Consider the following 13,768-nt stretch of genomic DNA (forward strand, 5'->3'; position numbering starts at 1 on the left):
GGCCCGGCCGGGGCCCCGGCCCAACCCCGGGGCCCCGGCGGCGTATTTTGCCCCGAATTTCCCGCCCGCTCGCCGCCCCTTCGCATGGCTCCCCCCGATTCTTCCCCCCCCGCACCGGCCACCGACGCCGACCGCGCCGCCCTCCGCGAAACCCGCGCCCAGCGCGTGGGCCAGCGGCCGGGCACCCTCACCGTGCGCCCCGGGGCCCCCACGCCGCGCCTGTTTTTGATGGCCTACGACGAGGACAACTGCGACGAGGCCGAATACACGGGCCGCTACGACGAGCTGCTCGAAACCCTGCGCACGGGCCCCGGGCGCAAATACTGGCTCGACGTGCGCGGCTACGGCGACCTGCCGCTGCTGGAGCAGCTCATGGAAAACTTCAACCTGCACCCGCTGCAAATGGAGGACGTGCTCGGCGACTACCAGCGGGCCAAGGTGGAGGTGTTCGACGACAACCGCCTGTTCCTGGTTTCGCGCATGACGGAGTTCACCACCAACCTGGAAATCGACGACGACCAGCTCTCCATCTTCACGGGGCCCAACTACGTGCTCACGTTTCAGGACGACTACGAGGACTGCCTGGAGGTGCTGCGCAACCGCCTGCGGGGCCCCAGCAGCCAGCTCCGCCGCCGCCCCATCGCCTACCTCGCCTACGCCCTCACCGACGTTGTGCTCGACCACTACTACCCTACGATGGCGGCCATCGGCGACTACATTGAGGAGCTGGAGGACAGCATTTTCGTGGCCCGGCGCGAGCGGCGGCTGCTCAGCCGCATCCTGCAAGTGAAGAAAAGCGTGGTGCGCTTCCGCCGCCTGGTATACCCCGAGCGCGACAAAATTGCGGAAATCCTGCGCCTGCCCGACGAGGTGGTGCCCGAGGACATCAAAACCTACTACCGCGACTGCTACGACCACGCCATCCAGGCCCTGGACCTGGCCGAGAGCTACCGCGACAACATCAGCAGCCTGGCCGACCTGTACCTCTCCGACCAGAGCAACCGCATGAACGAAGTGATGAAGGTGCTGACCATCATCAGCTCCATCTTCATCCCGCTGAGCTTCGTGGTGGGCCTCTACGGCATGAACTTCCAGCGCGACGACGGCCACGGCCACGCCCTGCCCCTCAACATGCCCGAGCTGTACCAGCCCTGGGGCTACCCCGTGCTGCTGGCCATCCTGGCCTTCATCGTGGCCGGCCAGCTGTATTATTTCTGGCGCAAAGGCTGGCTGTCGAGCGGCGATTAGGGCCCTGGGAAAACAGGACACTAGGAAAAACATAAAACGGTCATGCTGAGCGCAGCCGAAGCATCTCTCCCTCTGAGTAATTAATTACTGCTGCGGGAGAGATGCTTCGGCTGCGCTCAGCATGACCGTTTTATGTTTTTGAATAGAAACCTACTCTTTGAAAGCCAACTGGCTTTCTGCCTCGGGCTGGGTGACGCCGCGCAGGGCCCCGGCCAGGATTTCGTAGGAATGGATGCGGGCCGCGTGGCTGAAGATGTTGGAGACGGCCATGATTTCGTTGACCTGCGTCTGGTCGATGAAGTCCTGCAAATCGGCTTGCAGCGTGGCCGGGCCGCCGATGAAGGAGTAGGCCAGCATTTGCTGCACGGCCTGCTGCTGGGCAGGGCCCCAGAGCGGGGCCATCGACTCGACGGGCGGGGCCAGCGGGGCGGGCCGGCCGGAGATAACGCTTAGCATGAACTGCTGCAACGACGTGGACAGCCATTGCGCCTCGGCATCGGTGTCGGCGGCCACTACGTTCACGCAGGCAATGGCGTAGGGCTGGGCCAGGGCCGCCGAGGGCCGGAAGTTTTGGCGGTAAATGTCGAAGGCGGCCATGAGCTGGGCCGGCGCGAAGTGGCTGGCGAAGGCATAGGGCAGGCCCAGGGCCGCCGCCAGGTAGGCGCTGTCGGTGCTGGAGCCCAGGATGTAAATCGGCACATCCAGGCCTTCGCCGGGAATGGCCCGCACCGCGGCGGTGCTGTTGGCGGCCGAAAAATAGGTTTGCAGCTGCTGCACGTCGCGCGGGAAATCCTGCACCCCGCCGAAGCGGCCGCCCCGGATGGCCTGCGCCGTGGCCTGGTCGGAGCCCGGGGCCCGGCCCAGGCCCAAGTCGATGCGGCCGGGGTAGAGCGTGGCCAGCGTACCCAGCTGCTCGGCCACTACCAGCGGGGCGTGGTTGGGCAGCATGATGCCACCCGAGCCCAGGCGCAGCGTGGTGGTGCCGCCGGCGAGGTAGCCCATCAGCACCACCGGGGCCGAACTGGCCACGCTGGCCATGTTGTGGTGCTCGGAGAGCCAGTAGCGGGTATAGCCCTGTTTTTCAACCTGCTGGGCCAGGTCCAGGCTGTGGCGAAAGGTATCGGCGGGCGTGGTGCCGGCCGCAATGGGGGCCAGATCGAGCACCGAGAAAACGACGGAAGCAGCGGTGTTTGTTAACATATAGATGCAGAATGAAGAGTAACAGCGGTTGTTACACTTAACCTATTTCTGCGCAAAATGATTGCTCGCACCCCACCCAGACCCCAAGGCACTAAGAAGCTACACGGATGGAGGTTTATCATTCCGACACTCCCGCCCCAGGGCCCCGGCACAATTAGCCCAGGAGGGTACGCACCTGGCGCACGCGCTCGGCTACTGAGCCATCGACGCAGGTGTAGGGGATGCCGAGCAGATCGAGCTGCATCAGCGTGGTGCCCTGCTGCACGTTGCGCAGCGCCTCGGGGCCCCGCCAGCCGTCGGCCTCGAACGGGATGGACGGCTGGCATACCACGGTGTGGGCATAGCGCGTGCGGCAGTCGCGGGCCAGTTGGAGCAGGGCCGGGTCGCAGCGCTGGTAATAGTAGTACGAGTAAAGGGAGGTAGTGATGGCGTTGGTATCGACGAACAAAAACCGGCGCGCCTGGGCCAACTCCTCGTCTTCGATTTGGAGGTGCTGCTGGGCGATGTGCAGGTGGTCAGCGAAGGTGAGGGCCCCCATTTTTTCCTCGGTAAGCTGGCGACCGTACTCGGGCACCCACACGGTGCTGTAGGCCGCGGCCAAGGCCCGGCACAGGGTGGTTTTGCCGGTGCTTTCGGCCCCCAGCAGCACCACGCGCACCGGGGCAGGCGGCGCAGGATCAGACAAATTTGTAACGGGCATCACATCCATAATCGCGGGCAATAATCGGCACAATATTACGCCGCACCGGGTGCGCTACCCATGCGCCGGGCCCCAACGGCCCCTTCTCCGGCAACGCAGCAGGTGGCAACCGCCGCCGGCCCAACCCCTCCCCATTTCCCCGGCTGGCCCCACTGGGCCGCCGGCCGCTTTGCGCGCGCCGGTGGCTCCACTCGTGCGTTTCGCGCTGGGCCGGGGCATGCCGCCGCCACTCCTGCCCATTGGGCCGGGGCTGCCACACCGCAGGGTTTCCGAGAAGTAGTTAGACCTAAACCCACAGCAACGGATGTCCCACCGGCTGATTTATTTTTCAGCGGTGGTCTAAAACGGGGTGGTCCAGCGACTTCTTCCGTCGCCGGACCACCCCGTTTTAGACCACCGCTATCCGCTTCTCGCTGGGCAACGACTCGGTGAGCCGCGAGCGCACGGCCCACGTTTACCTCATCAGCAGAACCATCAGTCCCGGGTGCATCGTACGCGTGCGCCCCCACCTCAACCGCGAAGATGAGCTGCTGCTGCCGGGCACCTTTGCACGGGCCGTTATCGAAACCAACCGCGTGGCCGTACCCACCCTGCCCGAGAAAGCCGTGGTGTAGTACTGGGCGCAGGCCTACGTTTTTGTCGCCGCCGATTCGGCCGCCCAGGCCGGTACCTCCGTTTACCGCCCGGTGCCCGTGACGCGGGGTGTGAGCGAGGACGGCTACCCCAAAATCCACCTGCCCGCCGCCGAAACGGGCCGGCCGTTGCGCTTCGTCACCGAAGGCGCGTATTCCCTGCTCGGCAAGCTCAAGAATGCCAAGGAGGAGGAATACCCGCCGGTACGGCCCGCCGCCTCATTTCCTGCCTTTCCGCTGATTTTCACTAGTATATGCCCGACCCTTCATCCGACAACCTCAACGAGGAGCTAAATACCGCCAAGCAGGTGCGGCCCGAAAACGTGGGGGCCCTCACCCGCGCCCAGCTCACGCCCGAAGCCGCCGCCGCGCCCCAGGGCCACGACGTGCCCGGCCACGACCACGGCGACGCGGAGCCCAACGACGCGGACCACACCGGCCACGAACATACGGACCACGACCATGCTAGCCACGGCCACGACGGCCACGACCACGGCCCGGCCGGCGATAACCCGTACCTCGCGCCGGGCATCAGCCTGGGGCTGATGCTTGCCGGCATTGCCCTGGACTATTATAAAGTCGGATTTTTCACCGGTTACGTGCGCCCCGTCTGGTATGGTGTGGCCTATGTGCTGGTGGGCTGGAAAGTGCTGCGCTCGGCCATCCAGAGCATCCCCAGCGGCAACATTTTCAACGAGTTTCTGCTGATGGGCATTGCCACCATCGGCGCGTTTGCCCTGGGCGAATATGCCGAGGGCGTGGCCGTGATGCTGTTTTACACCGTGGGCGAGCTGTTTCAGGACGCCGCCGTGAACCGGGCCAAGCGCAGCATCAAGGCCCTACTCGAAATTCAGGCCACCGAAGTGGGCGTGCTGCGCGACGGCCAGCGCCTGGTACTCGACCCGAAAGCCGTGGTGGTGGGCGACGTGATTGAAGTGCGCCCCGGCGAGAAAGTGGCCCTCGACGGCACCCTGCAATCCGAGCGCGGCACCTTCAACACGGCCGCCCTCACCGGCGAATCGGTGCCCCAAACCAAGCTGAAGGGCGACACCGTGCTGGCCGGCATGATTAACCAGGATACGCTGAGTGAAATCACCGTCACGGCCGCGTTCAAAGACACCAAGCTGAGCAAGATTCTGGCGATGGTGCAGGACGCGGTGGGCCGCAAGGCCAAAACCCAGCAGTTCATCACCAGGTTTGCCCGCGTCTACACGCCCATTGTGGTGGCGTTAGCGCTGCTGCTCACCTTGTTGCCCTACTTTTTTGTGGATGACTACGTGTTCCGCGACTGGCTCTACCGGGCGCTGGTGTTCCTGGTTATTTCCTGCCCGTGCGCGCTGGTTATCAGCATTCCACTCGGCTATTTCGGCGGTATTGGGGCGGCTTCCAAGGCGGGCGTGCTCTTCAAGGGCTCCAACTTTCTCGATGTCATGCGCGAGATTGATACCGTGGTGCTGGACAAAACCGGCACTCTCACCAAGGGCGTGTTTGCCGTGCAGCAGGTGGTGGCCGCGCCCGGCCAGACCGAGGCCCGGTTTATGGCCCTGGCCGCCGCGCTCGAAGCCAAATCTACCCACCCCATTGCCCGGGCGCTGGTGCAGCACGTGGGGCCCACCGGTCCGCCGCTGGCCGTCGAAAACGCGGAGGAGATTGCCGGCCACGGCCTGCGCGGCCGCGTCGACGGCCAGGACGTGCTGGCCGGCAACACTAAGCTGCTCAGCAAGTTCAATGTCGCTTACCCCACCGAAATCGACCAGCTCGTCGACAGCATCGTGGTGGTGGCCGTGGGCGGCGCGTACGCTGGCTACCTCACCGTGGCCGACGAAATCAAGGAGGATGCCGCCCAGGCCGTGCGCGAACTCAAAGCACTGGGCATCAGCACCATCGTCATGCTTTCCGGTGATAAAGATGCCATTGTGCAGCGCGTGGCCAAAACGCTGGGCATCACTGAGGCCCACGGCGGCCTGCTGCCCGAAGACAAAGCTGCCCATGTCGAGCGTCTGAAAGCCGCCGGCCACCGCCTGGCCTTCGTGGGCGACGGTGTGAATGACGCCCCCGTAGTGGCCCTGGCCGACGTGGGCATCGCCATGGGCGGCCTCGGCTCCGACGCCACCATCGAAACCGCCGACGTGGTAATTCAGACCGACCACCCCAGCAAGATTGCCACTGCCCGCCGCATCGCCGTGGCCACGCACACCGTGGTCTGGCAAAATATCTGGTTGGCTTTCGCCGTAAAAGCCGTGGTGCTGGTTCTCGGAGCCGGCGGCCTGGCCACCATGTGGGAAGCCGTGTTTGCCGATGTGGGCGTGGCCCTGCTGGCCATCCTCAACGCCGTCCGCATCCAGCGCATGGATTTCACCAGCAAGCCCTAGCGCCCTGCCGTGGCTCGCTCCTTGTGCACGAGTACGTCAACAGGCTGAGCCACTACAATTTTACCCTACCTGGGCGTGTTGCGGATGGAAAGCTACACGCTGTGCGCAATCCGGCCAGCCGGGAAGAACGGCTCGCTTAAATTCCTTAGAATCTGTTTGACTTAATTTTTTGACCCCTGGAACGGGGTAAAGACGCATCCTTGCGTCTTCGGTTTGAACGGTATCCGGACAAGTCGTTCCATTCGGAAACGCAAGGGTGCGTTTTTACCCCGCGCTGACGCTAATGCAAATAGGTTCTTGGCGTTGCTTTCTGTTCTGGCTCCCGTGCGACCCCCGTTAAGGCCGCAGCTCGGTGCGGCGCAGCTCGCGGCCCACCAGGCGCACCAGCTGGTAGGTGCCCGTGGCGGCGTGGTAGGCCAAGCCTACGCCGGCGCCGGTGCTGGCCAACGGCTGGCCGCCCAGCAGCCGGCCCTGGGCATCGAACACGTAGGCCAGGGCGGGGCCCGGCTCGCCCACGGCCACCACCCGGCCGCCGCTTCCAAAGTCGAAGAACTGCGTGGGCTTGGGCCCCGACGTGACGAAGCGGTGCGACACCACGGGCGCGGCCCACGGCGGCAGGTAGAAATCGTAGCGGCCACCTTCATCGTCGCGCGCCACGCCGTAGCTGGTCCCACCGCCAGTGGCCGGCACCAGCCGGAAAGTGGCCGTGCGGCTCCAGGTGGCCACCCGGCGGCGGGCCAGCACGTCGCCCACCAGCGTGAAGGTGACCAGCTCGCCGTGCTGGTTGACGACGGTGAGGCGGGTGCGGCCCAGCGTAGTGGCGGCCTGCACGGCCACGCCGCTCATCAGCCGGGCCCCCACACTCAGGGGGAAGCCCGGCAGCAGGCCGCCGCGCTGGTCGTAGGCGTACACGTAGCCATTTTGCAGCGGGCACACCACCACGTCGCGCCCGCCCACGCTCAGCAGCGAGGCGGCCCCGGCCAGCGGGAAATCGAGCACCTTGGGGCCCCAGCCGGGGTATTGCCGCCCCGCGGCATCAAGTAGGAACAGGGCCTGCGCGCCGGCCGCCACCAGCAGGCGCGGCGCGACCCCGGCCGGGGCACTGGTTTGCAGCGCGGTGGCGCGCACGGTGTCGGGCAGGTTGAGGGGGAAGGGCGGGGCCTCGTGGCCATCGGCCGGGGCCAGGAGGTGCACGCGGCGGCCGGCGGCCAGCGCCAGGCCCCCGGCCGTGCCCGGCCCCGCCGGCAGGGGCCCCGCCCCCACCAGCGCCCCCACCAGCGAATCGGCCCACACTACGCCATTGTCGGGGCTCACGAAGTAGGCCACGCCGGCCGAATCCTGCACCAGGGCCGCAGGCACGCGCGTACCAGCGGCGGCCACCAGCAGCGGCGTGCCCACCAGCGGCGACCGAAACACCCGCCCGCGGACCTCGCCCGCCCCGGCCAGCACCGCCCCCATGCCCGCGCTGGGCCGGTGCAGCAGCAGCCGCCCGAAATACTGCGCGCCCGGCGCCGCCTCGTCGGGGGCCGGCACCAGCTGCCAGGCCATTTGCGGGAAGCGCTTGAACAGGGCCTCGTTGCGCAGCAGCCCGGCGCGGCGATCCTCGGTGAGGGCCCTGAGCAGACCGTTCCAGGCGTTGCGCGTGTCGAGGTACAGGCCCAGCCGGGCACGGGGCAGCGTGCGGGCCAAAAACGCGGCGTAGGCCGGCGTGCGGGCCCAGGTGAGGCCCGCCCCCACATCGTCCAGGGCTCCGGCGAGGGTGGCGGCGTCGGCCATTACGAGGTAGCCGTCCACGAGGGCCCCGGCAGACGCGGGCACGGGCTCGCCGGGGGCGGCGGGGCCCAAAAGCGGGCGCAGCAGCGCATCGACGGCCACGCCCAGTGGGTGAATTTTGTAGCCTCCCACCCGCGTGAAGGCCGGCGGCTGACCCGTGCGGCGGCGTACTTCACCCAGCCAGCGGGCGGTACGCGCCGGGGCTGGGCAGCGCAGGTAGGCCAGCCGCCCGGGGGCCACGCCGGGCGCCGCCGCGGCCAGGTAGGCCACCGCCATTTCGGGCCCGAAGGTGGCCGCCAGGCTGTCCAGGGCCACGCGCAGGCCCGCCGAATCGGCCCCGGCCGAGCCCGACGGGGCCAGCGGGCGCATGGCCAGCTGCACCACCAGCGCCGTGCGGGTGGGCAGCACGGCGGCCAGCCCAAAGGGCTGGGCCGGCTGCCCTAGCGCCTGCGCTTGCAGGGCCCCATGGGCGGTTTCGGGGTTAGCAAAGCCGGCCAGCTCGGCCACGGGGCCCGTCAGCCGCAGGCCCAGCAGGCCGTCGGCGGCCAGGGTGGCGAGGTGGTCGTAGCGGGCGTGGGCGGCGGGGCGAAAAAGCACGTCGAGCAGCTGGGGCAGGCGCCGGAAGTTCAACCACAGCGCGGCGTCGATTTCGGGCAGGCGCAGCACGTCGGTATCGGCAAAGCGGGCCAGCACGGTGGGGGCCCCGGGGTGGCGCAGGCGCTGCAGCACGGCTTCTACCAATGCCGCGTTAGTACTTATAATCAAGTGGTTGCGGTAATTGAATACCGTCAGGCTGGTTTCGGTGCGCACCTCCGTCAGCACGCTCAGCTCCTGCCCGTCAAGCAAACGTTGGCGGAGGCGGTAGCGACGGTCGCGGCCCAGGGTTTCGAGCAGGCCCCGCACCTGCCGGTATTCGCGCACCGAAGCCAGCGGCACTTGATAGAGCACGTCGAACACGCCGGGGCCCGTCACGTGCACCGAGGTCACGACCTGCTTGCGGCCCAGCAGGGCCAGCAGGCTGCCATTGCGGCCAGTACCGCCGGCCAGGCTGTCGGCCACGGCCAGGTGGTCGGCGGCCTGCTGCGCGTAGCGCACGGCCGTGAGGTTGTCCCAGAGCTGAATTTCCTGCAAGTGGCGCACCAGGGCGGGGTGGTCGCGGGTGGTGAGCACGAGCACCGCGTCGTCGGGTACCAGGGCGTAAGCATCCACCGGCTGGGCGGCCACGGTGCGGCGGTAATACACGTAGGTGGCCAGCGCCAGCAGTAGCGCAAGGGCCACGAGCAGCGCCCAAAGCTTGCGGGACATATTCAGGAAGCGGAAACGGGAAGTGGAGGCGAAAGTACGGCGCCCGTTTCCGACCCCGGCCGGGGCCCCGGGATGGTGGCCAAGCCAACGGGGCCGGGCGCGGGGCCCGGCGGGCGCTGCTACGGCGGGCCCCGCGGGGCTTTACTTATTTATAGCCCGGTCCGCCGGCCTTTCCAGCCGGCCGACTGGTTGACTGTCATTTATTTGCTCTCCCTGACGACAATCGGCCGGCCGGCTGAAAAAGCCGGCGGCCCGGCAGCGGCCAGCCTGTACACTGACCTGAAAATGCGCTGGTTAAAAGTGAAAATTAAAGAAATAAAAGTCAGTCCTACAGTATTTTAACTCTTTACTTTTAACTCTCTCAGAACACGTACCCTGACGTGGAAACCGCTTTAGCGGTAAGCGCGTGGTTAGCGCCGGCCGGCCCGGCGAACCAGCCCACGCGCACGGCCCGCCGGGTGGTTAATTGGCCCATAATCATACTCTTCTTGCCTGTTTGGATAGCCGCTACAGCGGTTTTCAAGTCAGGGTACGGCCCGTACGGACGGCGTGGCACGCCGTTTTACAGCACTGGGCATACCGAATTGGAAACGGGGCTAAGCCCTACTTGGGGCCCCAGCGGGCTTGCCGCCAGGCAGCTTGCTGGGCGGGCGTGAGGAACGTCCAGGCCACGAAGCGGCTTTTTTTCTGGCCCTGGGCCATGGCGATGGTTTGCACTTCCCGGGCCCCGGCCTGGTGCAGGGCGCGGTGCAGGCCGGGCAGGGTTTCCTTTTTCGAGACGAGCGTAGTGTACCAGAAGCAGGCGGCGGGCCACTGCTGACTTTCCAGCACCAGGCGGCGCACGAAGGCCGCCTCGCCGCCCGGGGCCCACAGCTCGGTGTTCTGCCCCCCGAAGTTCAGGGCCGGCTGGGCGCCCCGGGCGGTACCCAGGTTGGCCGCTTTGCGCTGGGTGCCGGCCGCCGCTTCGGCCGCCGAGGCGTGGAACGGCGGGTTGCACAGCGTGGCGTCGAACACCTCGCCGGGCCGGATGATGCCGTCGAATACGCGGCGGGCGTCGGGTTGCTGCCGAAGCGCGATGGCGTCCGCCAGGACCCCGTTGGCAGCCACAATTTGCTGGGCAGCGCGCAGGGCCCCGGCGTCCACGTCTGAGCCCACGAAGCGCCAGCCGTACTCGTAGTGGCCAATAAGGGGGTAAATGCAGTTGGCCCCCACGCCCACGTCGAGCACCCGCACGCCGGGGCCCCGGGGCACCACGCCGCCGTTGCGCGCGGCCAGCAAATCGGCTACATAGTGCACGTAATCGGCTCGGCCGGGGATGGGCGGGCACAGGTAGCCGGCCGGAATATCCCAGCAATCCACGCCGTAGAAGTGCCGCAGCAGCGCCTGGTTCAGGGCCTTTACCGCGGCGGGGTTGGCAAAATCAACCGACTGGTCGCCAAACGGATTGATCCGCACGAAGGCCGCCAGCGCCGGGCTGCTCTTCATTAATTGCGGGAAATCGTAGCGGCCCCGGTGCCGGTTGCGCGGGTGCAACGGGTCTTTGCTGGCGGGGCGTTCGGACGGTAGTGGGGGCATGGGGTGGGGCTGGGCTACCTACGCGGGCAAGCTGCAAGGTAACGCCCCGGCCCTGGGGCTGCCGCCCGCTTCCCAGCCCGGGGCCCGCCTTTGGGGGCCCAGCGCCGGGGCCCTGGGAAGCTGTTTAAGCAATGTTGGAACGATGTAGAGACGCATTTTTGCATCTCGGGATTGAACAATTTGCTTGGATGCTGTTCAACAGCCCCTTCCAATCCTGAGACGCAAGGGTGCATCTCTACATCGTTCCAACGGCCAGAAAATCAAGCCAAACGTCTTCTAAACGGTGGCTTCGGCCAGCTGCCGCAGCACCTGCGCCGCGGCCCATTGGCCCGATTCCACGGCCCCGTCCAGCCGGCCCCACTCGCTGAGGGATGTTTCGGCCCCGGCCCAGTGCAGGGCCCCGGCCCAGTGCGGCTGGCGCAGCAGCGCGGGGCCCCGGAGCGGCACCGCGTTCGGGGCTTGCGCATCGCCGGGGGCGCTGGTCAGGGGCTCCTGGGTCCAGTCCAGCTCGTGGTAGGCCAGCGGGTTTATGGCCCCGGGGCCGAACACGCGGGCCAGCTGGGCCAGCACCGCGGCTTGCCGCTCGGCCACCGGGGCCGCCCGCAGCGGGTCTTCAGCAGCGAAAAAGCCGAACAGCGCGCCCAGCGGGCCCGTGGCCGGCGAGGCGTCGTGGATTTCGCCCAGGGGCCCCACCTGGCTCACCGCAAACCCCGACCAGCCCTGCGCCCGCCAAAACGGCGTAGCGTACACCACCACGCTTTTCATGGCGTGGCTCATCCAAGTGGGCATATCGAGTAAAGCTTGGTGCAGCGGTGCGGGCAGCGCGGGCGCAAACCCGATGCTGTGGGCCACCAGGCGCGGCGGCAGCGCCAGCACCACGGCCGGGGCCCGGTGCAGCTCGGTGCGGCCGGCCTGCTCTACCGTCACCTCCACCCCATCGGGGCCGGGCAGCTGGCGCAGCTGCGCCACGCGGGCTCCCAGTTGCAGGCACCCGGCCGGTAGCTGCTGCGCCAGGATGCGGCAGAGCGCAGCCGCCCCGCCCGCCACGCGCAGGTACCCCGCCGAGCCCGACGGGTTGGGCACCCGGTGTACGCCCTGGGCAGTTTCGTAGGCCGTGGCCCCGGCGCTGGGCTGCACGAAGGGCTGGGTGCCCAGCTCCGCCAGCAGCCGCATCAGGTATGGGTGGTGCGACCAGCCCCAGGTGGCGCCCAGGTCCAGGTGCTCGTCGGCGGGGGCCCCGGGCAGCGCTGGCACAGCGAGGGTGCGGCCGCCCACCCGGTCGCGGGCTTCGAGCACCAGCACGGGCTGCCCCGCCGCCGTGAGGGCGCGGGCCGCCGTGAGGCCGGCTAGGCCCGCACCGATGATTATAATTGGCGCGGATGCCGCCGAATCAGAAGTAGAAGCCAATGGGAAATCTATCGGAGTTGATGACATGTTTCCGGGCAACCATGATTGGGCGGCTTTTGATTAGGAGTAGGGCCCCGAGGCTGGTTGCGTGAGCTATTCGGGGGCAGGTTTATTGAGCGGTGTGGGCATAGAATTAAACGGTTTTATTAAACCTAACTAAAATACATAAATTAAGCATTAAGATGATTATTGTAAAACCACCTATATATTCAACTTCCAAATAGACTAAACTATCCACCCAAATGAAATTACTAGCAACAGTCCTCTTTGTATTTCTGACTAGCTCGTGTAGTACTGAACAAGGTGATTATCGATGCAAAAAACTCATTTCCAGTAAACGCGAAGCGTTTTATGTAAAGTCTTATAACTGGGGACTAACTGGTGACAACCAACTTTCCACGGTATCCAGTGATAGCATCATCATAGGTTTTGAAGACAGAAATAAACCCCATATTGTCAAAGGATTAGAGCCATTTATTTATCAATTTGAACATGACACGCTTACCATTTATTCCCATGTTTCGTCTAGTCCCTTCTTAATAAATTGTTCATTTATAACAGTTCAATATAAAGTTGTCGATTATCCACAATATATGTCATTACACATATTAGCCAGGCACAAACCTTACTATAACGTGCCTGAAGCGCAGCCAGGAGACTACAACTACAAACCCAAACTTTAAACAAACAGTAATTATTAAACCTACCTATTCCCCTCACTCCCCCGTAATCTCCGCTACGTAGGCGGTGCCGCCCAGGCGGCGCATGTTGCGCAGCACCCGCAGCTGCTTGGCGCGGGCCACGGGGCCGGGGTCGGAGGCGCGGAAGCGGAGCGGGTTGGGCAGCACGCCGGCCAGCAGGGCGGCTTCGGGGGCGGTGAGGCGGTCGGCCGATTTGTGGAAGTACCGCTCGCTGGCGGCTTCCACGCCGAAGGTGCAGTCGCCCATTTCGGCCACGCTCAGGTACATTTCCATGATGCGGCGCTTGCTCCACAGCGTTTCGATGAGCACCGTGAAGTAGGCCTCGGCGGCCTTGCGCACGTAGCTGCGGCCCTGCCAGAGGAACACGTTTTTGGCCACCTGCTGCGAGATGGTGCTGCCGCCCACGATGTGCTTGCCGTCGCCGTTCCAGTTGCGCTTGGCGGCGTGCACCAGAGCGTCTACGTCGAAGCCGTGGTGGATGAGAAAGCGCTGGTCCTCCGCCGCTACCAGGGCCAGGGGCACCGTGGGGGCCACCTCATCCAAGGTGCGGAAGCGGTAGCGAATTTGGCGCGCGCCCTCCGCCTGGATGCCGTAGTAGCCCAGGCCCACCGGCGCGTGGGCCCGGCGGTCGAGCATGAGCCAGGTAGCAGGCGGGGCCACCCAGCGGTACACCAGCACCCACGCCACCGACGCCAGAAACAGCGCCGCCCCCACCTGCAAAGCCATCCGCGTGGCTTGGCGGAGGTAATAAACGGACTTTTGGCGGGCGGAGGAAACGGGCGGCATACGGGCAAAAGTAATCTATGAGGGCGCGGTCTGCCGGCTTTTCGCCGACGTCCCGCTAAGCGTTGCGGC

The 13,768-nt window shown here is 66.0% G+C and carries 11 protein-coding genes; 5 read left to right on the forward strand and 6 right to left on the reverse strand.

From position 1 onward, the window contains the following. Positions 1–84 precede the first annotated feature (84 nt). Positions 85–1,248: a magnesium/cobalt transporter CorA gene (gene corA, locus DDQ68_RS05840; RefSeq protein WP_109655469.1), complete on the forward strand. Its 1,164-nt coding sequence runs from the start codon at positions 85–87 to the stop codon at positions 1,246–1,248. A gap of 150 nt (positions 1,249–1,398) precedes the next feature. Here the strand turns inward: corA and DDQ68_RS05845 are convergent, their stop codons facing one another. Continuing rightward, entirely contained in the window at positions 1,399–2,448 is a 1,050-nt protein-coding gene (locus tag DDQ68_RS05845) for an LLM class flavin-dependent oxidoreductase (RefSeq protein ID WP_109655470.1), read from the reverse strand. Between the two features lie 154 nt (positions 2,449–2,602). Beyond that, positions 2,603–3,133, reverse strand: coding sequence for an AAA family ATPase (locus tag DDQ68_RS05850; protein ID WP_162549885.1), 531 nt, complete (start codon positions 3,131–3,133; stop codon positions 2,603–2,605). A gap of 443 nt (positions 3,134–3,576) precedes the next feature. Between DDQ68_RS05850 and DDQ68_RS05855 the strand changes: the two genes are divergently transcribed. The 3 genes from DDQ68_RS05855 to DDQ68_RS05860 all read left to right on the forward strand — a co-directional run bounded on the left by DDQ68_RS05855 (position 3,577) and on the right by DDQ68_RS05860 (position 6,152). Continuing rightward, on the forward strand, positions 3,577–3,762 hold the full coding sequence (locus DDQ68_RS05855) for a hypothetical protein (RefSeq protein ID WP_109655472.1): 186 nt from the start codon (positions 3,577–3,579) through the stop codon (positions 3,760–3,762). A gap of 72 nt (positions 3,763–3,834) precedes the next feature. Next, a complete protein-coding gene (locus DDQ68_RS22625; RefSeq protein WP_162549886.1) occupies positions 3,835–4,074 on the forward strand; it encodes a hypothetical protein in 240 nt (79 codons plus the stop codon). Next, entirely contained in the window at positions 4,035–6,152 is a 2,118-nt protein-coding gene (locus DDQ68_RS05860; protein WP_109655473.1) for a heavy metal translocating P-type ATPase, read from the forward strand. The genes DDQ68_RS22625 and DDQ68_RS05860 overlap by 40 nt, the downstream gene beginning before the upstream one ends. Positions 6,153–6,488: 336 nt before the next feature. On the opposite strand, the gene DDQ68_RS05865 is transcribed toward DDQ68_RS05860, so the two are convergent. After that, positions 6,489–9,230, reverse strand: coding sequence for a hypothetical protein (locus tag DDQ68_RS05865; protein WP_109655474.1), 2,742 nt, complete (start codon positions 9,228–9,230; stop codon positions 6,489–6,491). A 204-nt stretch (positions 9,231–9,434) separates the two neighbouring features. On the opposite strand from DDQ68_RS05865, the gene DDQ68_RS22630 reads away from it, so the two are divergent. Further along, a complete protein-coding gene (locus DDQ68_RS22630) occupies positions 9,435–9,572 on the forward strand; it encodes a hypothetical protein (RefSeq protein WP_162549887.1) in 138 nt (45 codons plus the stop codon). Between the two features lie 261 nt (positions 9,573–9,833). Here the strand turns inward: DDQ68_RS22630 and rlmF are convergent, their stop codons facing one another. From rlmF to mtgA, 3 genes are all read right to left on the reverse strand, one after another. Further along, positions 9,834–10,805, reverse strand: coding sequence for a 23S rRNA (adenine(1618)-N(6))-methyltransferase RlmF (gene rlmF, locus DDQ68_RS05875; RefSeq protein WP_109655476.1), 972 nt, complete (start codon positions 10,803–10,805; stop codon positions 9,834–9,836). Between the two features lie 276 nt (positions 10,806–11,081). Further along, a complete protein-coding gene (locus DDQ68_RS05880) occupies positions 11,082–12,212 on the reverse strand; it encodes a flavin monoamine oxidase family protein (protein WP_281271085.1) in 1,131 nt (376 codons plus the stop codon). Between the two features lie 716 nt (positions 12,213–12,928). After that, positions 12,929–13,699 carry a monofunctional biosynthetic peptidoglycan transglycosylase gene (gene mtgA, locus DDQ68_RS05885; RefSeq protein WP_109655478.1) on the reverse strand — a complete coding sequence of 257 codons (771 nt, stop codon included), beginning with the start codon at positions 13,697–13,699 and terminating at the stop codon, positions 12,929–12,931. Between the last annotated feature and the right edge of the window lie 69 nt (positions 13,700–13,768).

The sequence above is a fragment of the Hymenobacter nivis genome (assembly GCF_003149515.1).
Classification (GTDB): domain Bacteria; phylum Bacteroidota; class Bacteroidia; order Cytophagales; family Hymenobacteraceae; genus Hymenobacter; species Hymenobacter nivis.